21 protein-coding genes are annotated in these 26,302 nt (G+C 74.5%); 9 read left to right on the top strand and 12 right to left on the bottom strand.

Translation table 11 applies throughout. The features are described 5' to 3' along the window. Positions 1-6: 6 nt before the first annotated feature. Complete coding sequence (locus AB0D01_RS25460) at positions 7-1,707, top strand: protein kinase (RefSeq protein ID WP_363059037.1); 1,701 nt, start codon at positions 7-9, stop codon at positions 1,705-1,707. Here AB0D01_RS25460 and AB0D01_RS25455 read toward each other — a convergent pair. Both AB0D01_RS25455 and AB0D01_RS25450 read right to left on the bottom strand, forming a co-directional pair. Further along, the gene (locus AB0D01_RS25455; protein ID WP_363059035.1) at positions 1,692-4,157 is read right to left on the bottom strand and encodes an excinuclease ABC subunit UvrA; all 2,466 of its coding nucleotides are present in this window, start codon (positions 4,155-4,157) and stop codon (positions 1,692-1,694) included. The two genes, AB0D01_RS25460 and AB0D01_RS25455, sit on opposite strands and share 16 nt — an antisense overlap. Positions 4,158-4,283: 126 nt before the next feature. Beyond that, complete coding sequence (locus AB0D01_RS25450; protein ID WP_363059033.1) at positions 4,284-5,267, bottom strand: LLM class flavin-dependent oxidoreductase; 984 nt, start codon at positions 5,265-5,267, stop codon at positions 4,284-4,286. Between the two features lie 161 nt (positions 5,268-5,428). On the opposite strand from AB0D01_RS25450, the gene AB0D01_RS25445 reads away from it, so the two are divergent. Further along, a complete protein-coding gene (locus AB0D01_RS25445) occupies positions 5,429-5,923 on the top strand; it encodes a hypothetical protein (protein ID WP_363059031.1) in 495 nt (164 codons plus the stop codon). 41 nt (positions 5,924-5,964) lie between these two features. On the opposite strand, the gene AB0D01_RS25440 is transcribed toward AB0D01_RS25445, so the two are convergent. Continuing rightward, positions 5,965-6,180 carry a dodecin gene (locus AB0D01_RS25440; protein ID WP_363059029.1) on the bottom strand — a complete coding sequence of 72 codons (216 nt, stop codon included), beginning with the start codon at positions 6,178-6,180 and terminating at the stop codon, positions 5,965-5,967. A gap of 169 nt (positions 6,181-6,349) precedes the next feature. On the opposite strand from AB0D01_RS25440, the gene AB0D01_RS25435 reads away from it, so the two are divergent. The 3 genes from AB0D01_RS25435 to AB0D01_RS25425 all read left to right on the top strand — a co-directional run bounded on the left by AB0D01_RS25435 (position 6,350) and on the right by AB0D01_RS25425 (position 9,605). Next, positions 6,350-7,606 carry an extracellular solute-binding protein gene (locus AB0D01_RS25435; protein ID WP_363059145.1) on the top strand — a complete coding sequence of 419 codons (1,257 nt, stop codon included), beginning with the start codon at positions 6,350-6,352 and terminating at the stop codon, positions 7,604-7,606. 125 nt (positions 7,607-7,731) lie between these two features. Next, positions 7,732-8,622: a GNAT family N-acyltransferase gene (locus tag AB0D01_RS25430; protein WP_363059027.1), complete on the top strand. Its 891-nt coding sequence runs from the start codon at positions 7,732-7,734 to the stop codon at positions 8,620-8,622. Further along, positions 8,619-9,605, top strand: coding sequence for a lysophospholipid acyltransferase family protein (locus AB0D01_RS25425; RefSeq protein ID WP_363059025.1), 987 nt, complete (start codon positions 8,619-8,621; stop codon positions 9,603-9,605). Before AB0D01_RS25430 ends, AB0D01_RS25425 begins: the two co-directional genes overlap by 4 nt. On the opposite strand, the gene egtD is transcribed toward AB0D01_RS25425, so the two are convergent. From egtD to egtA, 4 genes are read right to left on the bottom strand one after another with little or no spacing between them, the layout of a single operon-like run. Continuing rightward, positions 9,488-10,462, bottom strand: a complete 975-nt coding sequence (egtD, locus tag AB0D01_RS25420; RefSeq protein ID WP_363059023.1) for an L-histidine N(alpha)-methyltransferase — start codon at positions 10,460-10,462, stop codon at positions 9,488-9,490. The two genes, AB0D01_RS25425 and egtD, sit on opposite strands and share 118 nt — an antisense overlap. Then, on the bottom strand, positions 10,459-11,283 hold the full coding sequence (egtC, locus tag AB0D01_RS25415) for an ergothioneine biosynthesis protein EgtC (protein WP_363059021.1): 825 nt from the start codon (positions 11,281-11,283) through the stop codon (positions 10,459-10,461). The genes egtD and egtC overlap by 4 nt, the downstream gene beginning before the upstream one ends. After that, positions 11,283-12,629, bottom strand: a complete 1,347-nt coding sequence (egtB, locus tag AB0D01_RS25410) for an ergothioneine biosynthesis protein EgtB (RefSeq protein WP_363059143.1) — start codon at positions 12,627-12,629, stop codon at positions 11,283-11,285. The genes egtC and egtB overlap by 1 nt, the downstream gene beginning before the upstream one ends. An 8-nt stretch (positions 12,630-12,637) precedes the next feature. After that, positions 12,638-14,005: an ergothioneine biosynthesis glutamate--cysteine ligase EgtA gene (gene egtA, locus AB0D01_RS25405; RefSeq protein WP_363059019.1), complete on the bottom strand. Its 1,368-nt coding sequence runs from the start codon at positions 14,003-14,005 to the stop codon at positions 12,638-12,640. Between the two features lie 108 nt (positions 14,006-14,113). On the opposite strand from egtA, the gene AB0D01_RS25400 reads away from it, so the two are divergent. Further along, positions 14,114-14,944: a TIGR02452 family protein gene (locus tag AB0D01_RS25400; RefSeq protein WP_363059017.1), complete on the top strand. Its 831-nt coding sequence runs from the start codon at positions 14,114-14,116 to the stop codon at positions 14,942-14,944. A gap of 121 nt (positions 14,945-15,065) precedes the next feature. Here the strand turns inward: AB0D01_RS25400 and AB0D01_RS25395 are convergent, their stop codons facing one another. From AB0D01_RS25395 to AB0D01_RS25375, 5 genes are all read right to left on the bottom strand, one after another. Then, positions 15,066-16,634, bottom strand: coding sequence for an immunity 49 family protein (locus AB0D01_RS25395; RefSeq protein WP_363059015.1), 1,569 nt, complete (start codon positions 16,632-16,634; stop codon positions 15,066-15,068). An 89-nt stretch (positions 16,635-16,723) separates the two neighbouring features. Beyond that, positions 16,724-17,188, bottom strand: a complete 465-nt coding sequence (locus AB0D01_RS25390) for a type II toxin-antitoxin system PemK/MazF family toxin (RefSeq protein WP_363059013.1) — start codon at positions 17,186-17,188, stop codon at positions 16,724-16,726. Between the two features lie 78 nt (positions 17,189-17,266). Then, positions 17,267-18,697 (bottom strand): amidase, encoded by a 1,431-nt coding sequence (locus tag AB0D01_RS25385; protein ID WP_363059141.1) that lies wholly within the window; start codon positions 18,695-18,697, stop codon positions 17,267-17,269. A 190-nt stretch (positions 18,698-18,887) separates the two neighbouring features. Further along, positions 18,888-19,583: an alpha/beta hydrolase gene (locus AB0D01_RS25380; protein WP_363059011.1), complete on the bottom strand. Its 696-nt coding sequence runs from the start codon at positions 19,581-19,583 to the stop codon at positions 18,888-18,890. A 180-nt stretch (positions 19,584-19,763) separates the two neighbouring features. Then, on the bottom strand, positions 19,764-21,017 hold the full coding sequence (locus AB0D01_RS25375) for an MFS transporter (protein ID WP_363059009.1): 1,254 nt from the start codon (positions 21,015-21,017) through the stop codon (positions 19,764-19,766). A 406-nt stretch (positions 21,018-21,423) separates the two neighbouring features. Here AB0D01_RS25375 and AB0D01_RS25370 point away from each other — a divergent pair, with 406 nt between their 5' ends. The 3 genes from AB0D01_RS25370 (at position 21,424) to AB0D01_RS25360 (ending at position 26,200) form a co-directional block, all read left to right on the top strand. Further along, positions 21,424-22,401, top strand: a complete 978-nt coding sequence (locus tag AB0D01_RS25370) for a LacI family DNA-binding transcriptional regulator (RefSeq protein WP_363059007.1) — start codon at positions 21,424-21,426, stop codon at positions 22,399-22,401. A gap of 786 nt (positions 22,402-23,187) precedes the next feature. Beyond that, a complete protein-coding gene (locus AB0D01_RS25365; RefSeq protein WP_363059005.1) occupies positions 23,188-24,405 on the top strand; it encodes a thiolase family protein in 1,218 nt (405 codons plus the stop codon). Between the two features lie 355 nt (positions 24,406-24,760). Beyond that, positions 24,761-26,200 carry an aldehyde dehydrogenase family protein gene (locus tag AB0D01_RS25360; protein WP_363059003.1) on the top strand — a complete coding sequence of 480 codons (1,440 nt, stop codon included), beginning with the start codon at positions 24,761-24,763 and terminating at the stop codon, positions 26,198-26,200. Positions 26,201-26,302 lie beyond the last annotated feature (102 nt).

Raw genomic sequence — 26,302 nt, 5'->3', positions numbered from 1 at the left:
GGTAACGTGGCACAGAGCAACCAATCGGGGAAACGACTACCGGGCGGCCGCTACCGCCTGGTGAGCGTCCTGGGGGCCGGCGGCTTCGGCCGGGTCTGGCGGGCACGCGACGAGACACTCCAGACCGACGTCGCGGTCAAGGAGTTGCTGCTGCCGCACGGACTGGGCACGGCCGAACGCGACGAGCGACTGCGCCGGGCCGAGCGCGAGGCGCGCAACGCGGCGAAACTGCGCGACCACCCGCACATCGTCAGCGTCCACGACGTCGTACTCGTGGACGGGGCCCCGTGGATCGTGATGCAACTGGTCCAGGGCGGCACCCTCCAGGAACTCCTGCGGACCAGGCAGCGCCTGACCGTCCCCACCGCGACCAGACTCGCCCGGGCCATGCTGGAGGCGCTCGACGCGGCCCACCGGCAGGGGATCGTCCACCGGGACGTGAAGCCCGCCAACGTCATGCACATCGCGCAGAGCCACTTCCTGCTCACGGACTTCGGGATCGCGGTCAACGAGACCGATCCGGGGCTGACCGTATCCGGACAGGTCATCGGCTCACCCGCCTACCTCGCGCCGGAACGGGCCCACGGCCGGCGGGCGGTCGCCGCCAGCGACCTGTTCTCCCTCGGCGCCACCCTGTACGAGGCGCTGGAGGGCGCCGGGCCCTTCCACCGGGACAGCCCGGCGGCCTCCCTGCACGCGCTGACCCACGACGAGCCCTCGCCCATGCGCCACGCGGCGGGGCTGGAACCGCTGGTCACCGCCCTGCTGGCGAAGGAGCCCGGCAGCCGGCCGACCATCCCCGAGGCCCTGCGGATGCTCACCGCCGGGAAGGGACAGCCGCCACGACCGCAGCGCCGCACCCCGCCACCGGCCGGGCCCGCCCCGGCCCAGAGCCCGCGACCGGCCCAGGCACCCCGCCCCGCCCCGAGCGCCCGCTCCGCCCCCTCCCCGCGTCCCGACCGAAGCGCCCGCCCGGCACCGACCCCGCGCCGCGACCCGACCCCGCGCCGCGACTCGGGCGCCCGTCACGACCCGACCCCGCGCCGCGACCCGAGCCCCCGGCCCCGGACGCGGCCCGGACCCTCGTACGCGGCGCCGCCGAGGGCGAGGATCCCGACCCGGGCACCGATCGGCCGGACCACCGCGCCGCCGGCCCGGACCCGCCCGCTGTCCTCGACCCCGGTGGCGCGGAGCGGCGGATCCGCCTCCGGGGGCTCGTACCGGGGCACCGTCGTCCTGCTCGGGCTGTGCCTCGTCGTGGGGCTCCTGGTCGCCACCTACGCGCGGGACGAGTCCCTCGCCAACTGGGTCAGCATGAAGCTGAACGGCCCCCTCGACCGGGCCGGGACCGGTGACTGCGTCCACTACGTCGACGCCTACCGGAGCGGCGATCAGGCCCTGCCCGGCGAATGGGTCGAGGTCCCGTGCTGGTCCGCCGCCACCAAGTACGCCGTCCGGGCCCGGACGGCGGCCACCCGGAGCGCCTCCGGCCAGGGCGCCTCGGGCCAGGGCGCCTCCGGCCAGGGCGCCGGTAACCAGGGCGCCTCCGGCCAGGGCGCCGGCCGCTCGACCGCTCGCGGCGCCTGCGCCGGCATCGCGGCGTCCTCCCCGACCACCGGGGGCGCCGCGGGCACGAAGACGATCACCGTCCGCGGCGCGGACGCCGCGAGCTGGCAGCTCTGCGTCGTCCCCTACGGAGCCGGCTGAACCCCGGCCGCCCCCTCACCACCCCGCGCCGCGTCCAGCGCGCGGGCCAGGTAGGGGGCGGTCCGGCCGTCGGAGCGCGCGGCGACCACCGCCGGCGTTCCGACGGCCGTGATCCGGCCGCCGTCCGCGCCGCCGCCCGGCCCGAGGTCGATCACCCAGTCCGCGCCCGCCACCACCTCCATGTCGTGCTCCACGACCACCACCGAATGCCCCGCGTCCACCAGGCCGTGCAACTGCCCCGACAGCACCCGCACATCGGCCGGGTGCAAGCCCGTCGTCGGCTCGTCCAACAGGTAGAGGGTGTGATCGCGGCGCGAGCGCTGGAGCTCCGTCGCCAGCTTCACGCGCTGCGCCTCGCCGCCCGACAGCTCCGTCGCCGGTTGCCCCAGCCGCAGGTAGCCCAGGCCGATGTCCTCCAGGGCGCGCAGACTGCGGGCCGCCGCCGGCACCTGCGCGAAGAACCCCGACGCGGCCTCCACCGTCAGGGCGAGGACCTCCGCGATGTTCAGCCCGGCGTGCCGGACCTCCAGGGTCTCGGCGTTGTACCGGGCCCCGGCGCACTGTGGGCACGGGGCGTACGTACTGGGCAGGAACATCAGTTCCACCGACACGAAGCCCTCGCCCTGACAGGTCTCGCAGCGGCCCCCCGGCACGTTGAAGGAGAACCGGCCGGCCTTCCAGCCGCGCGCCCGCGCCTCCGGGGCGGCCGTGAAGAGCCTGCGCACCACGTCGAACAACCCGGTGTACGTCGCCAGGTTGGAGCGCGGCGTACGTCCGATCGGCTTCTGGTCCACCTCCACCAGCCGCCGCACCGGGAAGTCCGCCTCCCCGAGCCGGGCACCCACCTCCTCGGCGAGCACCTCCCCGACGAGCGTGGACTTCCCCGAACCGGAGACGCCCGTGACCGCCGTGAACACCCCGAGCGGGAAGTCCACCGTCACGTCCCGCAGGTTGTGCCGGTCGACACCGGCCAGCCGGATCCGACCCGACGCCGTCCGCACCGCTCGCCCCCCGGACCGGGGCCCCCGGTCCGCCGCCGGGAACAGGTGCCGCGCCGTCGCCGACTCCGCCACCCCGGCCAGGGCCCCGGGCGGCCCGCTGTACAGGACCCGGCCCCCGTGCTCCCCGGCCAGCGGACCCACGTCCACGAGCCAGTCGGCGCTGCGCACCACGTCGAGGTGGTGTTCCACCACGAAGACCGTGTTGCCCGAGGCCCGCAGCCGCTGGAGGACGCCGAGCAGCGCCTCGGTGTCCGCCGGGTGCAGCCCCGCCGAGGGCTCGTCCAGCACGTACACGACCCCGAACAGGCCGGAGCGCAACTGGGTCGCCAGGCGCAGCCGTTGCAGCTCACCCGCGGACAGGGTGGGCGCGGTACGGTCCAGGCTCAGGTAGCCGAGTCCCAGCTCGACCACGGGCGCGATCCGGGACCGCAGGTCCTCGGTGAGCACCCGCGCCGCCCGCCCGGCCGGGCCCTCCGCGGGCGCGTCCGCGAGGACACCGTCCAACTCGGTCAGCGCGAGCCCCGCCAGCTCGGCGATCGTCCGACCCGCGAAGGTCACGGCGAGGGCCTCCGGGCGCAGCCGCCGCCCCGCGCACGAGGTGCACGGGGCGTCGGTGAGGAACTTCTCGGCCCGCGCCCGCAGGGTGGCGCTCCTGGTGTCGGAGAAGGTCTTCATCACGTAGCGGTGGGCGCTCGTATACGTTCCCTGGTAGGGGCGTTGGATGCGGTCCGCGTCCCGTACCGGGTGCACGGTGACCACCGGTTGTTCCTCGGTGAACAGGATCCAGGCGCGGTCCTCGGCGGGCAACTCCCGCCAGGGCCGGTCCACATCGTGTCCCAGCGCTTCGAGGATGTCGCGGAGGTTCTTGCCCTGCCAGGCTCCCGGCCAGGCCGCGACCGCTCCCTGACGGATCGACAGCCCCGGGTCGGGGACCAGGAGTTCCTCGCTGGTGCGGTGCACGCGCCCGAGGCCGTGGCAGGAAGGGCAGGCGCCGGCGGCGGTGTTGGGGGAGAAGGCGTCGGAGTCCAGGAGCGGCGCCCCGGGCGGGTAGGAGCCGGCCCGCGAGAACAGCATCCGCAGGGAATTGGACAGCAGGGTCACCGTGCCCACCGAGGAGCGCGAGCCGGGAGCGGAGCGGCGCTGCTCCAGCGAGACGGCCGGCGGCAGACCGGTCACCGAGTCCACCCGGGGGGCGCCGATCTGGTGGATCAGCCGCCGGGCGTACGGGGCAACGGACTCGAAGTACCGCCTCTGGGCCTCGGCGTAGAGCGTCCCGAAGGCCAGGGAGCTCTTGCCGGAACCGGAGACGCCCGTGAAGACGGTCAGGGTGTCGCGCGGGATGTCCACGTCGACCCCGCGCAGGTTGTGCTCGCGGGCGCCCCGTACGCGCACCCAGGGGTCGAGGGGTTCCGGTCGGAAGGCGGCGGGCAGATCGGTGGAACGGTGCATTCGCCCCAGTTTAGGGCTGCCGGTGGGTGAGGTGCAGGCGGAGCCGACACGAGGCCGGCCGGGGTCGGGCGGAGCGTGCGGCCGTACCGCGGGGCGCACGGCCGGATCGTGTGCCCCGCGCGGCCGTCACGCGATCCGCGCCAGCCTGCGGAAGCAGTCCAGCAGGGCCGTCCGGTCGTACGTGGAGGTGGTGACCAGCAGCTCGTCGGCCCCCGTCGCCTCGAAGACCCGGTCCAGCTCCGCCGCGACCCGCTCCTCGGTGCCGACGATGTGGCCGGTGAGGGCGTCCTCGTACAGTTCCCGCTCCTTGGGCTTCATGGCCGACGGGTCCACCTCCTCGGCCGGGCGGAGCGGAGGGAAGCTGCCCCGGGTGCGGGAGTACGCCGACGACCAGGCCTCCGGGACCAGGATCCGGCGCGCGTCCTCCTCGGTGGCGGCGACCGCGACCGTCCCGGAGATCACCACGTACGGCTCGGGGCTCAGCGCGGAGGGCCGGAACTCCTTGCGGTACGTCTCGATGACCTCCCCGACCTTGGTCCGGGCCCGCAGGTCGCCGACCACCATCGGCAGTCCGGCCCGGGCCGCGACCTTCGCCCCCTCGCCGGTGGCCAGGACGAACGGCGGGATGGGCAGTCCTTCGGCGGGCCGGGCGTGCACCTCGGGGTGCGCCGACTGGGTGCCGTCGATCCAGCCCAGCAGCTCGATCAGCTGCTCCTCGAAGCGGTCGGCCTCCTCCAGTTCCCGCCCGAGGGCCCGCCGGATGCCGTTGGTGAAGCCGACCGAACGGCCCAGCCCCATGTCGATCCGGCCGGGGAAGAGGGCCTCCAGGACGCCGAACTGCTCGGCGACCACCAGCGGCTGGTGGTTGGGCAGCATCACCCCGCCGGTGCCGACGCGGATCCGCCGGGTGGCCGCGGCGACGGCCGCGGCCAGCACGGTGGGCGCGGAGCCCGCCACCCCGGGGACGCTGTGGTGCTCGGACACCCAGAAGCGGTGGTAGCCCAGCTCCTCCGCCGCGCGGGCCAGCTCCACGGTGTCGCGCAGGGCCTGCGGGGCGGGGTGGCCCTCACGGGTACGGGACCGGTCGAGTATCGAGATTCTACGGATCACACAGGTCTCAACGCGTGGCGCCGGTCAGGATTCCCCGGAGCCGCGCCCCCTGACGTGCGGGCCGAGCGCCCCGCGAGCCGGAGTCCACCGCGCCCGGCGGGGCCGCCCGGCGGGGCCGCCCGGCGGGGCGGCGCGGTCGGGGGCCTGCCTAGGCTTCCCCCATGACAGAGAGCGCTCCCCGTAGGCCGTTGGCCGTCTTCGACATCGACAACACCCTGGCCGACACGGCCCACCGGCAGCACTTCCTGGAGGGCCGGCCCCGCGACTGGGCGGGGTTCTTCGGCGCCGCCCCCGCCGACCCGCCGCTCGCGCGCGGCGTCGCGCTGGCGGCGCGGAGCGCGGCGGACTGCGAGGTGGTCTACCTGACGGGCCGCCCCGAGAGGTGCCGGGCGGACACGGAGGAGTGGCTGGCCCGGCACGGGCTGCCCGAGGGGCGGGTGTGGATGCGCGGCGACCGGGACCGGCGACCGGCCCGGCTGACGAAGCTGGAGGTGCTCCGTCGGATCGCCCGGGGCCGTGAGGTGCGCGTCCTCGTCGACGACGACGAACTGGTCTGCCGGGAGGCGCGCGCGGCCGGGTTCCGGGTGCTCCTGGCCGACTGGGCGGCGGACGCCCCGGCCCTCAAGGACGCGCAGGAGGGCGAGGGGCGCACCTGACCGCGGCCGGGCGGCCCGACGGCCGGCGCCGCCCGCCCCGATCACTCCTCGCCGTCGAGGCGGAAGCCCACCTTCAGCCCCACCTGATAGTGCGCGACCTGCCCGTTCTCGATGTGCCCGCGCATCTGGGTGACCTCGAACCAGTCCAGGTTGCGCAGGGTCTGTCCCGCCCGCGCGAGCCCGTTCCGGATGGCTTGATCAATACCCTCGTTCGAGGTGCCGACGATCTCGGTCACCCGGTACGTGTGGTTGGACATGGGGTCTCCCGCCAGTCGTCGCTGTTGCCTTGTTCCACGGTGCCCCAGTAAGGCCGGCTCCGCGAACTTTGTCCGAAGAGTCCCGGGCGAAAGGGTCTTGACCCACCCATTGGTCTATGCCAATTTCAAGCCATCTGAGATCAATCCCCAGAAGGTGACCCTCGTGAAGATGCGCTTCCTCGCCGTGTGTACGGCCCTCGTGGCCGTGACCGCCCTGTCAGGCTGCGGCCAGTCGGCCGAATCGGGCGGCGGGTCCGAGAAGGTCACCCTCTGGCTGATGAAGGGCAGCGCCTCCGACGACTTCATCACCCGGTTCACCGCCGATTTCGAGAAGCAGCACCCCGGGATCGACCTGGACGTCAAGATCCAGGAGTGGACGGGCATCGGCGACAAGGTCAACGCCGTCCTCGCCGGCACCGCGAAGGAGGGCGCCGACGTCATCGAGGTCGGCAACACGCAGGTCGCCCAGTACGTCGAGACCGGAGGCCTCTCCGAACTCACCCTTGAGGGCCTGCGCTCCTGGGGCAGCAAGGACTGGCTCAGGGGCCTGTCCGAGCCCGGCAGCGTCAACGGCGCCCAGTACGGCGTCCCGTGGTACGCCGCCAACCGGGTGGTGATCTACAACAAGGAGCTCTTCGCGAACGCCGGCATCAAGTCCGAGCCCAAGACGCGCCAGGAGTGGCTCGCCGCCACCCAGAAGCTGGACAAGGGCGACCAGCAGGGCATCTACCTCCCCGGCCAGAACTGGTACGTCCTCGCGGGCTTCATCTGGGACGAGGGCGGCGAACTCGCCGTGGAGAGCGGCGGCCAGTGGGTCGGCGCCCTCGACGACGAGAAGGCGCTGGCCGGCATGGACTTCTACAAGCAGCTCCAGGGCCTCGGCGACGGCCCCAAGGACGCCGACGAGGAGACGCCCCCGCAGTCCGGGGTCTTCGCCCGCGGCCAGACCGCCCAGATCATCGCCCCGCCCAGCCAGGCCGCCCAGATCGAGGCCGCCAACCCCGCGCTCAAGGGCAAGATCGGCTTCTTCCCCATCCCCGGCAAGAGCGCCGACAAGGCCGGTTCCGTCTTCACCGGCGGCTCCGACCTGATCATCCCGGAGAAGACGCGGCAGCGCGGCCGGGCCGTGGAGCTCATCACGGCGCTGGTCAGCGAGAAGTGGCAGACCGAACTCGCCCGGACCATGAGCTACGTGCCCAACAAGACCACCCTCGCCCACGTCGTCCAGGGCAACGAGGGCGCCACCGCGATGACCGTCGGCGCCGCCCAGGGCCGCGCCACCCCTAAGTCAGCCCGCTGGGCCGAGGTCGAGGCGAAGAACCCCATCAAGCCGTTCATGACCGCCGTGCTGAGCGGGCAGGACCCCCGCCAGGCGGCCAAGACGGCGTCGGACACGGTGAGCAAGGTGCTCAGCTCGGACCGCTGAGTTCAGCCTCCTCACATCCGAGGGCCGCCGAGCGGTCATGCCGAATCCAGCCGGTCACGGAAGAAACGAAGGAGCCAGGCCCGCCGCCCGCGGCCCGGCTCCCCGTGCCCGGATCAGGAGCAGCCATGACCCTCGCCCCCCTGTCCCCGTCCCCCCTCGCGCCCGTCGCACCCCTCACGCCTCCCGCGCCGGCGGTCGGCACCGCCCCGGCCGCCGCATCCGCCCCCGCCCCGGTCGCCACTCCGCGCCCGACCCCCGGCCCGGCCGGCGACCCGACCCCCGCCCCGGCGCCGCACTACACCGTCCGCCTCGCCCGCGACGAGGACGAGGTCCGCGCCGCCCAGCGCCTGCGCCACCAGGTCTTCGCCGGGGAACTCGGAGCCCGCCTGGAGGGGCCCGAGCCGGGCCTGGACATCGACCCCTTCGACGCCCACTGCGACCACCTCCTGGTCCTCGAAGAGGAGACCGGCCAGGTCGTCGGCACCTACCGGCTGCTGCCCCCGGAGCGCGCCGCCGTCGTCGGCCGCCTCTACTCCGAGGGCGAGTTCGACCTCTCCGCGCTGGCCCCGATCCGCCCCGACCTGGTCGAGGTCGGCCGCTCCTGCGTCCACCCCGACCACCGCAACGGCGCCGTCATCGCCCTCATCTGGGCCGGCCTCGCCCGCTACATGGACCGCTCGGGCCACAACTGGCTCGCCGGATGCTGCTCGATCCCGCTGGCCGACGGCGGGGTGCTGTCCGCCGCCACCCGCGAGACCGTCCTGGCCCGCAACCTCGCCCCGCGCGAGTACCGCGTCACCCCGCACCGCCCCTGGAGCCCCGAGGGCATCGTCGTCCCCGGCCGCATGGAGCTGCCGCCCCTGCTGCGCGGCTACCTGCGCCTGGGCGCCTGGGTGTGCGGGGAGCCCGCCCACGACCCCGCGTTCGGCTGTGCCGACCTGTACGTGCTGCTGTCCCTGCGCCGGACCAACCCGCGCTACCTGAACCACTTCCTCGCACTGGTCCCGGACGCATGAGCGCCTGGCTGCCCACCGCACCCTGCACCCCGGGTGCCTGCGCCGCCCACACCGGGCGGTTCGCGAGCGTCGCACGCGCCGTGCTCCGCCTCGCCGGGGCCCTCGCCCTGGTCCTGCTCGCCGTCGCGGTCGTCGCGCCCGTGCGCCTGCTGCCCGTACGCCCCCGGCACGCCCTGATCAGGACCTGGGCGGCCGCGCTCGTCCGGTCCCTGGGGGTACGGATCACCATGCGCGGGGCGCCGGGCCCGGACGGGGGCCGCCTCGTCGTCGCCAACCACATCTCCTGGCTGGACGTCCCGCTCGTCGCCGCCGCCCTGCCCTCCCGGATGCTCGCCAAGAGCGAGATCGGAACCTGGCCCGTGCTCGGCCGGCTCGCCGCCCGGGCCGGCACCCTGTTCATCGAACGCGACCGGATCCGCGCCCTGCCCGACACCGTCCACACCCTGACCCGCGCCCTGCTGGCCGGCGACCGGGTCACCGTCTTCCCCGAGGGCTCCACCTGGTGCGGCCGCGCCCAGGGCCCCTTCCGGCGCGCCGCCTTCCAGTCGGCCCTGGACGCGCGGGTCCCCGTACAGCCCGTACGGATCTCCTACCTGCTGGCGGACGGGAACCTCGCCGGGGCTCCCGCCTTCGTCGGGGACGATCCGCTGACCGCATCCCTGTGGCGGATCGCCCGATCGCACGGCCTGCGGGCCGAGCTGCGGCTGCTCCCGCGCATCCCGCCCGGCCGGCACCCCGACCGGCGGGAACTGGCGGCCGCCGCGCGGGCCGCCGTGGTCGGGCGGCCGGAGCGGGCGCCGCTGCTGCCGGGCGTACCCGTACAGCGGCGACACCGCGCCCCTTCGGCCCCGGCGGGGGAGGGGGATCAGCGCGCGACGCCGTCCGCCACCGACAGGGACAGCGCGAAGCGCCCGGCGGAATCCGTCCACCAGTGGGTCAACTCCAGTCCGGCCGAGGACAGTTCCTCGCGGACCCCGTCCTGACGGAACTTCGCCGAGACCTCCGTCAGGATCTCCTCACCCGCCTCGAACGGCACCACCAGGTCCAGCGCCCGGACCTTCACGGTGACCGCCGACCGCGCCCGCAGACGCATCTCGATCCACTCCCGCTCCCGGTTCCACACCGCCACGTGGGCGAAGTCGGCGGTGTGGAAGTCCGCGCCCAACTCCCGGTCGATCACGGCCAGTACGTTCTTGTTGAACTCCGCCGTGACCCCCTGCGCGTCGTCGTACGCCGCCACCAGCACGGCCTCGTCCTTCACCAGGTCCGTCCCCAGCAGCAACGCGTCCCCGGGCGACAGCATCGCCCGTACGGACGCCAGGAACGCGGCGCGCTCCGGCGGCAGCAGGTTGCCGATCGTGCCGCCCAGGAACACCACGAGCCGGGGCTCGCGCGTGGCCGGCAGGTGCAGCGGCTTCGTGAAGTCCGCCACCAGGGCGTGCACCCGCAACCCCGGGTGCGCCGCGAGCAGGGCCTCGGCGGCGCCCGTCAGCGCGCTCTCGCTCACGTCCACCGGCACGTACGTCTCCAGCGCGGGCATCGCCTCGATCAGGTGACGGGTCTTCTCCGAGGAGCCCGAACCCAGCTCCACCAGGGTGCGCGCCCCGCTGACGGCCGCGATCTCCTGCGCCCGCTCCAGCAGGATCTCCCGCTCGGCGCGCGTCGGGTAGTACTCCGGCAACCGGGTGATCTCCTCGAACAGTTCACTGCCCCGCGCGTCGTAGAACCACTTGGGCGGCAACTCCTTGGGCGTGCGCGTCAGACCGCTCAGCACGTCCGAGGCCAACGCCTTCTCGGCGGCGTCCTCGTCGAGGGTCCGGGTCAACTGGAAGTCGTTCACGGGGAGATCTCCTTGAGGGGGGTCAGGGCGACGCGCGTGCGGTCGGCGACGAGCAGGGTCCGCTCGGGCACTTCGCACCAGAGGGGATCGTCGTCGTAGGGCTCCGAGGCCACGACCACCCGGCCGGTGGCCGTACCGCCGGAGGCCGTACCACCGGGGGCCGTGCGACCGGTGGCCGTACCGCCGGAGGGCGTGCGACCGTCCGCGAGGTACCACAGCGAGTCGCCCCAGGCGGTCGCCGCGATGCTCCTGCCGTCGGTCAGCAACAGGTTCAGCCGGGAACCGGGCGCGGCGACCGCCACCTCGCGGACGGTCTCGGCGAGCGCCGTCCCCAGGTCGTCGCCCCGCCGCAACCGGTGCAGGACCAGCGCCCACACCAGCGCCGAGTCGGTGCGCGCCGCGAGCCGGAGCAGGTCCGCGGGGGGCAGGCCGGAGGCCAGGGGCGCCAGCGCCTCCGGCCAGTCCCGCACCGCCCCGTTGTGGCTGAACAGCCAGGGCCCCGAGGCGAACGGAGCCGCCGCCGCCTCCCCGTCCGCCCCGGCCAGGGTGGCGTCGCGCACGGCGGCCAGGACGGCCCCGCTGCGCACCACCCGCGCCAGGTCCGTGAAGGTCAGGTCCCCCCAGACGGGCCCGGCCCGGCGGTAGCGGGCCGGTACCGGATCCTCCTCGGCGTACCAGCCGACGCCGAAGCCGTCCGCGTTGATCGTGCCGGAGCGCTGGCGGCGGGGCTCCCAGGCCTGCCGCACCAAGGAGTGAACCGGCTCGCTCAGTATCCGCCCCAGGGCCACTTCCGGCCCCAGGTAAGCGAGGTGACGGCACATCAGGCGTCCCTCGCGGTGCGGAACCCGGAGAAGATCTGCCGCCGCACCGGCAGGTCCCAGTTGCGGAAGGTGCCCCGGCAGGCCACCGGGTCCACCGCGAAGGAACCGCCGCGCAGCACCTTGTGCTCCGGCCCGAAGAACACCTCCGAGTACTCCCGGTACGGGAAGGCCCGGAAGCCGGGGTACGGCAGGAAGTCCGAGGACGTCCACTCCCACACGTCCCCGATCAGCTGGCGGACGCCGAGCGGGGAGGCCCCCCGCGGGTAGCCGCCCGCGGGGGAGGGGCGCAGGTGGCGCTGGCCCAGGTTGGCGCGGGTCGGCGTCGGGTCGGCGTCGCCCCACGGGTAGCGGCGGGAGCGGCCCGAGACCGGGTCGTGGCGGGCGGCCTTCTCCCACTCCGCCTCGGTGGGCAGCCTGCGTCCCGCCCAGCGGGCGTACGCGTCCGCCTCGTACCAGCTGACGTGCAGCACCGGCTCGTCGTCGGGCACCGGCTCGACCACCCCGAACCGGCGGCGCAGCCACTGTCCGCCCTCCCGGTGCCAGAACAGCGGGGCCTCGATGTCGTGCGAGCGGATCTGCTCCCAGCCCTCGGGCGCCCACCAGCGGGGTTCGCGGTAGCCGCCGTCCGCCATGAACGCGCGGTACGCGCCGTTCGTCACCGGCGCCGTGTCGATGTGGAAGGCGGGCAGGTAGCGCACGTGCGCGGGCCGCTCGTTGTCCAGCGACCAGGGTTCGGTGGAGGTGCCCATGGTGAACGGGCCCGCCTCCACCAGGACTTCCGCCGCCGCGGGGGGTTGCGCGGAGAGCGGCGCGGGATCGGGAGCGGTCAACACCGGTGCCCCGAGCCGCAGCTGATGGGTGATCAACATCGTCTCGTCGTGCTGCTGTTCGTGTTGGGCGATCATCCCGAAGACGTATCCCCGGTCCAGCAGTGACGTTCCTTCCAGCGGGGTGCGCTCCAGCAGGTCGAACACCCGCCCGCGCACCTCGGCCGCGTACCGCCGGGCCTCGTCCGGCCCCAGCAGCGGCAGCTTCGGCCGCTCGGCGCGCGGGTGCTCGAACGCGTCGTACAGCGGATCGATCTCCGGGTGCATGGACTCGTGGCCGGCGACGTTCCGCAGCAGCCAGAGCTCCTCCATGTTCCCGATGTGCGCCAGGTCCCACACGAGCGGGGACATCAGCGGCGAGTGCTGCGCCGTGAGGTCCACGTCGCTCACGGGGTCGGTCAGCGCGGCGGTGCGGGCCCGGGCGGCGGTCAGGGCCTTCGCGGCCCGCTCGCGCAGCCGCTCGGGATGGTTCTCGGCCTCGGCGGCGGCCTCGGACCCGGTCTCGGACGCGGAGTGGATCTCGGTGCTCACGGACGGTGCCCCTTCCCGGCGGGCTGCCGCCAGAGGTCGTGTTCCCCGCTGTCGTCGGCCGGGCAACGGCCGCGTCGTACGTAGCGCTCCGCGAAGGCGCCGACCGCGTCGCGGACCTCCGTCCCCGCCCCGAGCCGGGGCAGGGCCTCGGCGGCGGCCGCGAAGCAGGCCTCGGCGGCGGTGCGCAGCTCACGGTCGGCCAGGCCGACGCGGGCCGCGGAGCGCCACAGCGGGTTGCGCGGGGCGGGCTCGGGCCCGTACGCGTCGGCCAGGGCCTTCAGCACCCGGTAGGCCGTCTCGGCCGCCTCGGGGTCGTCGAACAGGGCGTGCGTGACGGCCACCGGGACCAGCCAGCCGTCGTCGCCCGACTGCGCGTCGATCATGCGCAGCTCCAGGTGGCCGCGCGGGCGGACCGGGGGGAACAGCGTGGTGAGGTGGTACTCCAGATCCTCGGCGGTGGGGGCCCGCCCGACGGTGCCGGTGCCGCCTCCCGGGCCGGTGGCGGCGTCCGCGCCGGTGGGGGCGTCCGCGCCGGCGCGGAGCCAGGAGCGGAAGGTGAGCCCGCGCGGCGCCGTCCACGGGCCGTCGCCGTCCGCCCGTACGCACATCACCTCGGTGTCGAGGGCCTGGCGGACCCAGCCGGCGCGGGGCGCCGCCTCCAGCGGCGGGGCGAGCGCGCGCCGGGTGTCCAGGTCGTTCCAGATGCCCTGCCGCGCGCACCTCCAGCCCCGGTACGGGCCCTCGCGGGCCGGGGAGTTCGCGAACGCCGCCACCAGGACCGCGCCCAGCAGGTGCGCCATGCGCCAGCGGCGGCCGTGGCCGAGCGGGCCGGGCTCCTCGTGGCCGGCGTCCACGCAGACCTGGACGGAGGCCGAGGTGCGCATCATGGCGCGACCGGCGGGCCCGGTGCGGTCGAAGTAGCGTTCCATCGCCTCGTAGCGCGGGCTGTCCAGCAGGCGGCGCGGGGGCCGGCGCGGGTCGCGGCCCAGGCCCCGCAGGACCAGGCCCCGCTCCCGCAGGACGGTGCGTACGGCGCGGAGATCCGTCTGGAGGCCGTCCACGCAGGCGGTGAGGGAGGCGGCGGGTGCGGAGCTGAGCTCCAGCTGACCGCCGGGTTCCACGGTGAACCGGGAGTTCAGGGGCAGGGCGCGGGCGGCGTCGTGGGCCTCGGACAGCCGGTCGGGAGGCAGCGGCAGCCAGGGCCGCTCGGCGTCCACCACCAGCCATTCGAGTTCGGCGCCGAGGAGGCGGGGCGGGCCGGTCTTGAAACAGATGCCGTGGACGAGGTCCTCGGCCGCCGCCTCGGTCAGCGGGTCGCGATCGTGGTTCCGAACGATGAAGGGAGCGGGCGGGTCCTCGGGCATGGCCGGGTCCTCGTCTCCTGTGATCGGCGGTGATGTCACCCGTGCCTACCCGTCCTCGGCGTTCTAATTCCTTTGCTCCGCGCGACATCGGCGTTCGAGGATGACGGCGTGAGCAGCAGATTGCGCGAGATCGCGCGGGAGAACGCGACGATCCTGGCGGCCGGTGGGTACCGGACGCGGTCGGGACGGCGGATCCCGCTCGCCGCCGACCTGGCGGAAGCCAAGGCCAACACCAGAATATATGGGCCAAACCAGGTCATTCCAGACGAACAACCTCTCGGCGGGCACGGTCCGACGGTCTACGAGGTCACCGGGGAGAGCAGCACCGTCGCCGCGCGTCGCCTCGCCGAGGACCCCGCCGGGCCGTCCTCCGTCGCCGTCCTGAACTTCGCCTCGGCGCGCAATCCCGGGGGCGGCTACGTCCGCGGGGCCAAGGCGCAGGAGGAGGCGCTGTGCCGCGCGTCGGCGCTCCACGAGACCCTGCTGGAGGCCCGCGCCTACTACGAGGAGCACCGCGCGACCGCGAGCACCTTCTACACCGACCGGGTGATTCACTCCCCGGGGGTGCCCGTCTTCCGCGACGACCGGGGCGAACTGCTGGAGGCGCCCTTCCGGGTCGCGTTCCTCACCTCCCCGGCACCGAACGCGGGCACGATCCGCCGCCAGGAGCCGGAGCGCGCGCACGAGATCCCGGCCGCACTGGCCCGCAGGGCCGGACGGGTCCTGGAGGTCGCCGCGCTGCACGGCCACCGGGGACTGGTGCTGGGGGCGTGGGGGTGCGGGGTGTTCCGCAACGACCCCGCGCAGGTGGCGGAGGCCTTCCGGGGGCACCTGACCGGCCGCTTCGACGGCGTGTTCGAATACGTGGTCTTCGCCGTACTGGACCGCGACCCCGGCCCCCGCGAGGCCTTCGCCCGCGCCTTCGCGCCCGCGACCTGACCTGACCTGCCCCCGGCCCTCGGCGCCGCCGACGTCGAGCGGGCCGAGGGCGTAGGGAGGCCGGGGCGCCCGGGGATCGGGGGCGTCCAGGCATCCGCGTGCGGCCGGGGAGCCCTGCGGATCAGAAGGGCTTCGCCGCTTCGAGGAGGAGCGCGGGCAGGTAGGGGGAATCGACCAGGATCCGCCAACCGCGCCGTCGGGCGTGGCACACCAGGGCCAGGATCTCCAGGTTGACGGCCGCGTCGGCGGTGTCCGGGCGGGCGCCTACCGAGTGGTACGCGCGGTGCTCCTCCAGCGCGTCGGCCAGCGCCAGGTTGAAGCTCTCCTCGTCCCCCTCGACCAGCTGCGACAGGAGGACCGCCGGCGGCGGGGCGAAGCCCCACTCCGCGATCCTGACGAGGTCGCCCACCGCCCGGTCCGTGGCCGGCTCCGGATCGTCACCCCGCAGGTACGCGTGCAGCGCCGCACGGTACGAGGCGTACGCCGAACGGTCCTCCTCCCGGGCCGCGGGACCCCCGAGGACCAGCGGGGCGAGGTCCGCGCGGTTGCCGGTGATCAGAGCCCTCGTGACCCGCTCGTCCCACGCGCCGGGCGACGGCGCCAGGCCGGTGGACCGCGGCCGCTCCCCGGCGTCTCCGTCCGCCGCGCCGATCCGCTCGTACAGCTCCCGCACCCAGTACTCCGCGCCGGCCACGGCCTCCGGCATCTCGGGCCGCTCCACGCACACGGCGCCGGCGGCCAGCGCCGCGACCGCGTCCGGACGCCGCTCGCGCCCGTACGGCCCGACCCGGGGCGCCGGAGCCTCGAAGCCGGTCACCAGGGCCCGCGGCAGGTAGCCCGATTCCACCGCCGGCTCCCACCCCTCGCGCCGGTACGCGAGCGCGGCCAACGCCAACGGGAGCAGGGGCAGCAGCGTGTGCGGCCGGGCGTCCACGTCGTCCAGGCCGGCCCGTGCCAGGAGCAGGGCGCTCAACTCGGCGTCGAAGTCCGACCGGTCCCGCGCGGCGAGGGCGCGCAACGCCCGCAGGGCGCCGAGGTGTACGCGGTGGCCGTCGCCCGCTCCGGCGCCGGGCGCGGTGTCCCGTACCCGGTCGAGGGCGGCGTCGAGGGCGGCGAGCTTCGCCTCGCGGGACGGCGGGTAATCCCGCGCGTCGTCCCCGAGGTCCCCGGCGACGTACGCCTTCAGGCCGTTGACCAGTTCGCCCTCCGATGCCCCGGCGCCGGCCACGTCGCCGCGCGTCGGGTGGGTCCGGGCGAAGCGGAAGGCCTCGCCGTGCCGTTCGGCCCGGTCCGCGAGGAGCACCAGGCAGAACGCGTCGATCCAGTCGGCCACAGAGATCGAATCGGGGGTCCCGTCGGCCTCGGGCTCGTAATCGCGGCCGAAGTCGACGTAGGGGAGGAAGACGTGGAAGAAGGAGGTGGGGTGGTAGGCGGCGTACGACACGGCGGCGGCCGCCGACTCGGCGGCGTCGAACAGGATCGCCTTGGCCTCCGGCGCGTCCAGATCGGGGATCTCGACCGAGAGGGCGCCCAGCCCGTCGAGGAGCTCCCGGGTGATCCGCAACCAGTCCCAGGCGTCGATCCGCCCGCCCCGGGCCATCGAGTGGACCTCCGAACCGATCCGGTTCGCGAAGTCCTCGCGGGCCGCCGCCACGGCGGCCCCGTCCACCCGGTGTCGTTCTATTCGCACTGCCGCTCCCGCTACCGCTGTCCTCGTACGCGTACCGGAGCCAGCGTAGGGCGCGCGGGACGCCGTACCGGACGCGGGCGATGCGCGGTTCACCGCCAGCCGTAGCGCTCCCGGAGCCGTTCCACGACCAGGTCGAAGCGCCCGCGGTCGAGCGCGCACGCCTCGCGGCGCATTCCCGCCTCGTGCACCCGCAACACCCGGTCCAGGTCCACCCAGGACTCCCGCCCCGCGCCGTCCCAGGGCCCCGATCCGATCGCCACCCACTCGCGGTCGGCGTCGTGGCGCTTGCTGGACAACTGGACGGCCAGGAGCGTGTGTCCGCCCGCCTCCCGCGCCACCACCAGGACCGGCCGGTCCTTGCCCCGGCCGTCGTTCTCCTCATAGGGGACCCAGGTCCAGACGATCTCGCCGGGATCCGGATCCCCGTCCTTGTCGGGCGCGTACTCGGTGCGCACCGCGCCGATGGCGCGCGGATCGGCCTCGGTGGTGGCGGTGGACCCGTCCCGGCCGGGCTGCTCGACGTGGTCGTTGCGGTGGTGCGAAAGTGCCGTCATTCGGGCGAGGGTAGTGGTTCGGGGTGTGCCGTGCGCGGCAGGACGTCCGGCGCGTCAGGGCGTCAGGGCGTCAGGGCGTCAGCGCGTCGAGTCGGGGGAGGCGGCGGGGGGTTCGGGGGAGGCGTACGGGGGCGGCATGTGCGCGGACCAGTTCTCGGCCGCCTCCAACTGTGCCGCCAGGGACAGCAGTCGGGGCTCCGAGGCCTCGGGGCCCAGGAGTTGGGCGCCGAGCGGCAGACCGTCGGCGGTGAAGCCCGCCGGTACGTTGACACCCGGCCAGCCCAGCACGTTCCACGTCCAGGCGTACGGACACGCGGCGATCATCGCCCGATCCGTGGCCAGCGCCCCCAACCCGGCGAGGGCGCCGACACGCAACGGCGGAGTGGCCGTCGTCGGGGTCAGCACCACGTCGAACCGGCCGAAGATCTCACCGACCCGGCGGCGCAGCGCACCCTCCGCCCGCCGGGAGACCCGCAGCGCGGCCCCGCCCAGCAGCCGCCCCGTACGCATGGCCTCACGGGTGCGCGGGTCCAACAGCGCCGGATCCGGCACCAGTTCGGCCAGCCGTCGGACGCCGGAGGTCGCGCGCGGTACGAAGGTCAGGCCGATGGCTCCGTAGCGCGGATCCTCCGGCACCACCTCGTGACCCAGCTCCTCCAGCCGCCCCGCGAGCCGCTCCACCGCCGCGCGCACCACGGGGTCGAGGGTTTTGGGGGTGGCGGTGAAGGCCATCCCGTACGACAGCGCGATCCGCAGCCGGCCGGGCGGACGGTTCACCGCGTCGGTGGCACGGACGCGGGCGGGCCGGTGCAGGTCGCCGGGGGCCGGACCGGCGGCGGCGTCCAGCAGCAGCGCCGCGTCGGCGACCGTCCGGGCGAGGACGCCGTTGACCGTCAGACCGTGGAAGGACTCGGGCTCCGGCCAGGTGGAGACGCGTCCGCGCTGGGGCTTGACCCCCACCAGGTGCGTCCAGGCCGCGGGGATGCGCACAGAACCCGCCCCGTCCGAACCGAGGGCCGCCGGCACCAACCCGGCGGCGACAGCGGCGGCCGAACCGCCGGAGGAACCTCCGGGCGTGTAGGCCTGGTTCCACGGGTTGCGGGTCGCGCCGAAGCCGTGGCCCTCGGTGAAGGGCCACTGGCCCAACTCCGGCGTCTGCGTCTTGCCGATGATCACCGCCCCGGCCGCGCGCAGGCGACGTACCGCCTCGCCGTCGGCCCGCACGGGCGGGAAGACCCCGGCGCAGCCGAAGGCGGTCGGCTCCCCCGCCACGTCCATGTCGTCCTTGACGGCGAGCGGCACGCCGAGCAGGGGCAGCCGCTCCCCGGCCGCCAACCTCCGGTCCGCCGCATCCGCCTCGGCGAGCGCGGCCTCGGCCCGGACGATCCGGAAGGCGTTGAGCGAGGACTGCGAGGCGGCGATCCGCTCCAGCGAGCGTTCGGTCAACCGGCGCGCGGACACCGCGCCTTCGGCGAGTGCGGCCACCAATTCCAGCAGGGTGGGAGGCAGCTCCCGCGCGCCCGCGGGCCCCGACTCCCTTGCCGTGTACGAGGAAACAGACACCGGAACTCCCCCTTACCCATCGGTAGCACGACGGTACGGGGGAGGGGTCGCGGGTGACTAGATCCTGCGGGGTGCGATGAGCGGGGGAGGGCGTCGGGGGCATTGGGGAAGAGCCCCGGGGGAGGCGTGCCGGGGGTCAGATCCAGCCCTCCAGGGCGGCCATGAAGCCGTCGAAGTCGTCGCGGTGGATGGTGTGTCCGGCCCCGGCGACCGAGCGGACCTCGAAACCGCGCTCCCGCAGCAGCGCCGCCCGCTCCGGCGAGATGAGGAAGCTGGGGTCGGCCAGTTGCACGAGGGAGGGCACCACCGGCGCGGCCGGGAGGAGGTCCTGATCGACGAGCGGGGCCAGGGCCGGCGCCGTGGCCTCGTCCCAGAGCGCGAGCGTCGCCAGCTCGATGTCCACGTCCGCCTCCTCCCAGCGGGGGTTCAGCAGACGCACCTGCTCCCGGCCCGCCCGCTTGAATTGGGAGAACAACGACGGGTCGAAGTCCAGGCCGGGGAGGCTCAGGTTCCAGGCCGGGTCCGAGAACACGGCCCGCGCGGGGCGCAGCCGCTCCACGGCCAGGGCCAGGGTCAGGCCGCCGAGTGAATGGCCGATGGCGAGGTCGGCGCCGGCCGGCAGGGTCTCGACGAGGTCGTCGGCGTAGTGGGCCGGGGTGTACGCGCCGCGCCCGCTGGCGCCGTGGCCGCGCAGGTCGACCGCGAGGACGCGGTAGCCGAGGTCGGCGAGGGCGGGGCCGACGCGGCGCCAGGTGCGGTGGTCGGACATGATGCCGTGGATCAGGACGGCGAGGCGGTCGCCCTCGCCCCAACTCTCGGTGTGCAGCTGCACGGTGGTGCCTTTCTGTGCGCGGCCCGGATGCCGGGGTGCGGGGCTGTCGGGATGCCCGGATCCGGGCCGCGGGTGCGGGGGTGGGTCCTACGGACGATTGGTTACACGAGTTACGCGGGTGAGTTCATCCGAAGTCAAGGCGAGGAACGGCGGCGGGTGTCACGTGTTGGCCGGATCCGGTCAGCGCACCCCGCGGATCGGCCGCACCGCGAGGGCGCCGGCCACGGCCAGTACAGCGGCCACCACGAACAGCGCGGTGTAGCCCCCGCTCAGCGACACGATCACCGAGGCGATGAAGGGGGCGACGATCTGCGGTCCGGCGTTCGCGATGTTGAGCACGCCCATGTCGCGGGCCGCGTCCTGCGCCCTGGGCAGGACCATCGTCACGAGTGCGGTGTCGACCGCCATGTAACAGCCGAACGCGAGCCCGTTGACCGCCGCGAAGGCCAGCATCGCGGTCCAGCTCGCCGACAGGGCCGGGATCACGAGGGCGACCGCCGACAACAGCGCGGAGGCGCCGACGAACAGCTTGCGCCGGTCGAACCGGTCGGACAGGTAGCCGCCCAACACGGTGGAGACGACCATGGCCACGCTGGTCAGCGGCATCAGGACCGCCACCGCCTCCTCCGGCTCCATCCCCTCGGGCAGGACGGTGTGGTCCTGGAGCACGTACAGCTGGTACCCGCTCACCGCGAAGTACCCGAGCACGAGCAACGCCCGTCCGATGAAGGCCCAACGGAAGTCGTGGTGGCGCAGCGCGCTCGCGAACGCGGCCGCCTGCGCCCTGAGCGGCAGCGACGGGCGGGCGGGAAGGCGCCGTTCCCGGGCGCCGGCGGTGAACAGGACGGCCGTCCCCGCGACGATCGCCCCGAAGACGAGGTAGCCGGTGCGGTAGTCCTCCGAGAAGGCGGCGCCGATGAGCGCGCCGACGGTGGAGCCGACGGGCAGCCCCAGGCCGACCGCGGCCGAGGCCTTGCCGCGCGCGGTCATCGGCACCCGGTCGGGGACGACGGAGGTCAGGGCGGCCTGGTAGACGTTCATGACCGCCTGGCCGAGGCACCAGGCGATGGTGACCAGCAGGATCGTGTCGGCGAAGCCGAGCAGGACCATCGCGGGGACGGCCGCGAGCCCACCGCCGAGGATCCAGGGGTTGCGCCGTCCGCTGCGGTCGGACAGGGCGCCGGCGACGGGGTTGAAGACGGTCGCGAAGATCGCGGAGACCCCCGCGATCAGGCCGAAGTTGGCCACCTTGTTCGCGGGGTCGATGTGTTCGACCTGGAGCGCGAGGAGGATTCCGGCGACACCGACGTACAGGGTGTACATCGCGCTGTTGCCGAGGAGGAGCAGCGGGAGCAGACCGCGCGAGGGTACGGGGGCGGCGGACGGGTCGGGGGTGGCGGCGGCGGTGCCGGTGCCGGGGGAGGAAAGGGCCACGGTGCCCTCCTGGGCAGCGAATTCGAGGGGATGAGGGTGGTGCGCGCCGCCCCGGCGCGGTGGCGGGGTCGGATGGAGTGCGACAGGGCGGCGGCACGGCGCGACACGTGGCGGACACACCCGTGGTGCGGGAGGGAGGCGGTGAGGTTACACGTGTCAATGAATCGTGTAACCACTGTGTAGCATCCGATTCAGGCCATCCGCTAGATCCCGGCCGTCGCCGGTCTGGAAAGATGCCACGGCAATGTCTCACTCATCGAAACCGCCGCACTCGTCGAAGGCACCGCACCCTTCGCACCCGACGGCCCCGCACGGGGCGGAGCCGTCATCCGACCCCGCACCGAACCCCTCACCGACCCCTCCGCCGCAGCCCTCGCCGTCCGTCCCGGTGGCCGTGTCCGCCCCGGTGCCGACCAGTGCCGACGTGGCACGCCTGGCGGGGGTTTCACGTGCAACCGTCTCCTACGTCCTCAACAACGCCGAAGCCGTGCGCATCAGCGAGCCGACGCGGCGCAAGGTCCGCGCCGCCGCCGAGGAACTGGGCTACGTCCCGCACGCCGCGGCCCGCAGCCTCCGCGCCGGACACACCCGGATCGTGCTGATGCCGACGTCGCACGTGCCGGCCGGCCCCCTCTACAGCACCTTCCTCAACGAACTCCAATGGGCCCTGCGCCGCCTGGACTACACCGTCGTCCAGTACGGAAGCCTCGGCCTGAGCGGCGACGAGGCCGCCCGCGCCTGGGCGGAACTGCGCCCCGTCGCGGTGATCTCCCTCGGGGAGATCACGCTCGGCCCGCGCAACGTCGCCACCCTCAAGCGCGCCGGCGCCCGCGCGGTGATCACGCTCGGGCCCGGCGGGGTACCGGGCGCGCACGCGCTCGTGATGGACCAGCGCGAGGTGGGCGCCCGGGCGGCGGCGCACCTCGTCGCACGCGGCCGACGCCGCGTCGGGGTCGTCGTACCGGACGAACCCGGACTGGAACTGTTCTCCGGGCCCCGACTCGAAGGGGCCCGATCCGTGGAAGGGGCCCACGTCGAGGCCCTGCCCATGGCCTACACCGAGGAATCGGCGGCGGCGCTGGCCGCCCGCTGGGGCTCGCTCGGCCTCGACGCGGTGTTCGCGTACAACGACGAGTACGCGATGCTGCTGATGCGGGCCCTCCAGGACGCGGGCCTGCGGGTTCCCCAGGACGTGGCCGTCATGGGCGCCGACGACCTGCTCATCGGGCGGCTGCTGCGGCCGCGCCTGAGCACGGTGCAGATCGAACTGCCCACGGGGGACCACCTGGCCTCCCTGGTCGACCGCGTCGTGCGGGAACCCTCCGAACACACGGAACGGCACGACTTGATGGCGGCGGTGGCGATCCACCGCGAGTCCACCTGACACCACACGGTCGGGCGGGGGCGGCGAAGACCGCTCCCGCCCCACCCGCCACGCCCCGGTTACGCGTGTCGCCCTGCGAAGGCGGCACGGGTGCCCGTACAACGAGCCCGTATCGCCCCGGTGCCCACGGGCCCTCGGGTGGGGCTCCGGGCCCGCGTGTCCCGGTGGAGCGCGGCTGACGCCGGGGTGATCACTCGTGTTGCCTCTCGGCCTCCGGCCCCGGCCTCGGGTCCCGGGTTCGGGGTCCCGGGTGCGGGGTCCGAGATGATCACACGTGTTGCCTCCCGCCCTTCGGATGGCTGCCGGTCGAGTCGAGCGCAAGCCGGGCCATGGTGCTTACTCGTAACTCCGCACCCACGACTACCGCCGTGCGACCCCAACCGGGCCGTGGTGCCTACTCGTGTTGCCTCCCACGCAGGCTGCCGGTCGGGCGCGACCAGGCGGACTTGCTTGCTCGTGTCGCCTTCCGCCCCCGGCTGTCGATGGAGGGAGACCGGGGGGCGCTGATACGTGTTGCTCCCGGATTCCCGCGCTGCGGCGGCGCGAGAACGGGGCCGAAGTGCTTACACGTGTTGCCCCCGGCAACCCGCCCCGGCCACCCCGCGTCCCCCGCGGCTTCGGTCCACCCCGCCGCCACGACGCCCGGAGGGCCGTTGACAGGGGGTGACGCCGCGGCGGAGACTGCGGGCGCGCGCCCCACCGGGCGCGCCGCCCCGGCCGCGCGTCGCCGTGCCCACTCGGCACCGGCGCGGCGCCGCCCGTACGGATCCGCCCAGGAGAGCCGCCATGAGCATCCGCACCGACCGCACCGACCGCACGGTGCGTGACGTCTACGTCGTCGACGCCGTCCGCACCCCGATCGGGAAGTTCGGCGGGGCCTACGCGGGCGTCCGGCCGGACGACCTCGCCGCCCACGTGGTGCGCGCCCTGGTGGACCGTACGCCCGACCTCGACCCGTCGCGGATCGACGACGTCGTCTTCGGCGACGCCAACGGCGCCGGCGAGGACAACCGCGACGTGGCGCGTATGGCCGTGCTGCTGGCCGGGCTGCCGGTGTCCGTACCGGGTGTCACGGTCAACCGGCTCTGCGGTTCCGGTCTCGAAGCGGTGATCCAGGCGGCACGTGCCATCGCCCTCGGTGACGCCTCCGTGGCCATCGCGGGCGGTGTCGAATCGATGAGCCGCGCCCCCTGGGTGGTCCAGAAGCCCGAGCGGGCCTTCCCCGCCGGCCACCAGCAGATGTGGTCGACCACCCTCGGCTGGCGGATGACCAATCCGCGGATGCCCGCCGAGTGGACCGTGTCCCTGGGCGAGGGCGCCGAGTTGATCGCCGACAAGTACGGCATCAGCCGCGAGGCGCAGGACGCGTTCGCCCTGACGAGCCACCGCAACGCCGCCGCGGCCTGGGCCGAGGGGCTGTACAGCGACGAGGTCGTGCCGTACCCGGGTGTGGACCTCGTGCGCGACGAGTGCATCCGCGAGGGATCCACGCCGGAGGCCCTGGCGCGGCTCAAGCCGGCTTTCCGGACCGACGGTTCGGGCACGGTCACGGCGGCCAACGCCTCCCCGTTGAACGACGGGGCCGCCGCCCTGCTCCTGACCGACGAGGCCGGTCTTGCCGCGACCGGCCGCGAGCCGTTGGCCCGCATCAGCGCCTCCGCCGTCACCGGTATCGAGCCGCAACTGTTCGGTCTCGGGCCCGTCGACGCCGTCCAGCGGGCCCTGTCCAAGGCGGGCCGGAGCCTGCCCGAGCTGACGACGTTCGAACTCAACGAGGCTTTCGCCGCCCAGGCGTTGGGCTGTCTCGCGGCCTGGCCCGAGCTGGACCCGGCCGTGGTCAACCCGCGCGGCGGGGCCATCGCCATCGGCCACCCGCTCGGTGCCTCGGGGGCCCGGCTCGCCGGTTCGGTGGCCCACCAGCTGGCGGCGGCGGGTTCCGGCACCGGTATGGCGGCGCTGTGCATCGGCGTCGGGCAGGGCATCGCGCTCGTACTGGAACGCTGACCCGGACCGACCCGGACCGACTGGGGTGCCGGGATGCCCGGCGGCAGGCCTGCGCCCGTGGGCCTGCCCTCCGGAGCCCTGCGGCGGTCGGCCCACCGCCGGGTCCGCGATTTCGTCGTTCCCGCCGGGTCCGTGGTCCTGTCTTCCTCGCCGGCCGGCGACCCCGGCCTCCTCGCCGCTCGGCGACCCCGCCGCGCCGTCCGCCGCGGGCTCGGCCGGCCGCCGGTGTCGATCGTTTCCGGTCACCGCGGCGCCCCAACTGCCTTATAACTGAACAGAAGTGGTGCCGCAGGGTCTGGCACGATGGCGCGTGCTGCCGCCCCCCGCTCCGCCCATCTCCCGGAGGCCCCGCGCCATGCCGCTCCTCGACCCGACGCTCTGGCAGGACGGACCCACCCTCACCGGAGGTACGGCACCGGCCGTCGAACCCGCGACCGGCCGTACCCTCGCCACCCTCGACCTCGCCTCGCCCGCCGACGTCGCCGAGGCCGCGGTGCGGGCCCGGGCCGCGCAGCGCGAGTGGGCCGGCACCACCCATTCGGAGCGGGCGGCCGTGCTGCGCCGCGCCGGAGACCTGTTCGCGGAGCACGCGGACGAGCTGCGGGAGTGGCTCGTGCGCGAGTCGGGCTCCATACCCGGCAAGGCGGACTTCGAACTGCACGTCGCCGCCCAGGAGTGCCACGAGGCCGCCGCCCTGGCCTCGCGGCCCAGCGGACACGTGTTGCCCAGCGAGGCGCCCCGGCTCTCCTTCACCCGCCGGGTCCCGGCCGGGCTGGTCGGGGTCGTCGCGCCCTTCAACGCGCCGCTGATCCTCTCGATCCGTTCCGTGGCGCCCGCCCTCGCCCTCGGCAACGCCGTCCTCCTCAAGCCGGACCACCGCACGGCCGTCTGTGGCGGTCTCGCGCTCGCCGCCGTGTTCGCGGCCGCCGGACTCCCGGCCGGCCTGTTACACGTGTTGCCCGGCGGATCCGAGGTCGGCGCGACCCTGGTCACCGACCCCCGCGTCCGCGTCGTGTCGTTCACCGGATCCACGGCCGTCGGCCGCGAGGTGGGCGAACTGGCCGGCCGCCACCTCAAGCGCGCCCACCTGGAGCTCGGCGGCAATTCCGCCCTCGTCGTCCTCGCCGACGCCGACGTCGAGGCGGCCGTCGCCCAGGCCTCCTGGGGCTCCTTCTTCCACCAGGGCCAGATCTGCATGACCGCCGGCCGCCACCTCGTCCACGCCTCCCTGTACGACGAGTACGTCGAACGCCTCGCCGCCCGCGCCGAGGCCCTCGTCGTCGGCGATCCGCACCGCGAGCGCGTGCACCTGGGCCCGCTGCTCGACCGGGGCCAGCTGCGCCGCGTGCACGGCCTCGTCGAGGCCAGCGTCGACGAGGGCGCCAAACTCGTCGCCGGCGGCACCCACCAGGACCTCTTCTACCGGCCGACCGTCCTCGCGGCCGTGGCGGACGACACCCCCGCCTACGCCGAGGAGGTCTTCGGCCCGGTGGCCCCCGTACGCTCCTTCGCGACGGAGGACGAGGCCGTCGCCCTGGCCTCGGCCGGCCCCTACGGTCTCTCGCTGGGCATCGTCACCCGTGACGCGGCGCACGGCCTGGAGGTGGCCGACCGCATCCCCACCGGCATCGCGCACGTCAACGACCAGACCGTGAACGACGAGGCGGTGGCCCCGTTCGGCGGCGTCGGCGTCTCCGGCACGGGCGCCCGCTTCGGCGGGGAGGCGAACCTGGACGCCTTCACCGAACTGCGCTGGACCACCCTGCGCGCCACCGCGCCCGGCCACCCCTTCTGACCCCGCCACCGCACGGCCCGAGCACCACCCGGCGGAACGCCACGGAACGCCACGGAACGCGACGGAATTCGACGGCCGGCTCGATCGTTCACCCACCACACG

The sequence above is a fragment of the Streptomyces sp. NPDC048606 genome, from assembly GCF_040650855.1.
GTDB lineage: Bacteria > Actinomycetota > Actinomycetes > Streptomycetales > Streptomycetaceae > Streptomyces.
Note: the sequence above shows the minus strand (reverse complement) of the source record. Positions and strands in the feature narration are given on the sequence as shown.

What these genes read in the sequence shown, in the direction of transcription:
- AB0D01_RS25445 (WP_363059031.1), top strand. Translation starts at nt 5,429, where the DNA reads ATGACAGAGAGCGCTCCCCGTAGGCCGTTGGCCGTCTTCGACATCGAC.
- AB0D01_RS25455 (WP_363059035.1), bottom strand. Translation starts at nt 4,157, where the DNA reads ATGCACCGTTCCACCGATCTGCCCGCCGCCTTCCGACCGGAACCCCTC.
- egtC (WP_363059021.1), bottom strand. Translation starts at nt 11,283, where the DNA reads ATGTGCCGTCACCTCGCTTACCTGGGGCCGGAAGTGGCCCTGGGGCGG.
- AB0D01_RS25440 (WP_363059029.1), bottom strand. Translation starts at nt 6,180, where the DNA reads ATGTCCAACCACACGTACCGGGTGACCGAGATCGTCGGCACCTCGAAC.
- AB0D01_RS25425 (WP_363059025.1), top strand. Translation starts at nt 8,619, where the DNA reads ATGAGCGCCTGGCTGCCCACCGCACCCTGCACCCCGGGTGCCTGCGCC.
- AB0D01_RS25435 (WP_363059145.1), top strand. Translation starts at nt 6,350, where the DNA reads ATGCGCTTCCTCGCCGTGTGTACGGCCCTCGTGGCCGTGACCGCCCTG.
- AB0D01_RS25390 (WP_363059013.1), bottom strand. Translation starts at nt 17,188, where the DNA reads ATGACGGCACTTTCGCACCACCGCAACGACCACGTCGAGCAGCCCGGC.
- egtA (WP_363059019.1), bottom strand. Translation starts at nt 14,005, where the DNA reads ATGCCCGAGGACCCGCCCGCTCCCTTCATCGTTCGGAACCACGATCGC.
- AB0D01_RS25365 (WP_363059005.1), top strand. Translation starts at nt 23,188, where the DNA reads ATGAGCATCCGCACCGACCGCACCGACCGCACGGTGCGTGACGTCTAC.
- AB0D01_RS25360 (WP_363059003.1), top strand. Translation starts at nt 24,761, where the DNA reads ATGCCGCTCCTCGACCCGACGCTCTGGCAGGACGGACCCACCCTCACC.
- AB0D01_RS25430 (WP_363059027.1), top strand. Translation starts at nt 7,732, where the DNA reads ATGACCCTCGCCCCCCTGTCCCCGTCCCCCCTCGCGCCCGTCGCACCC.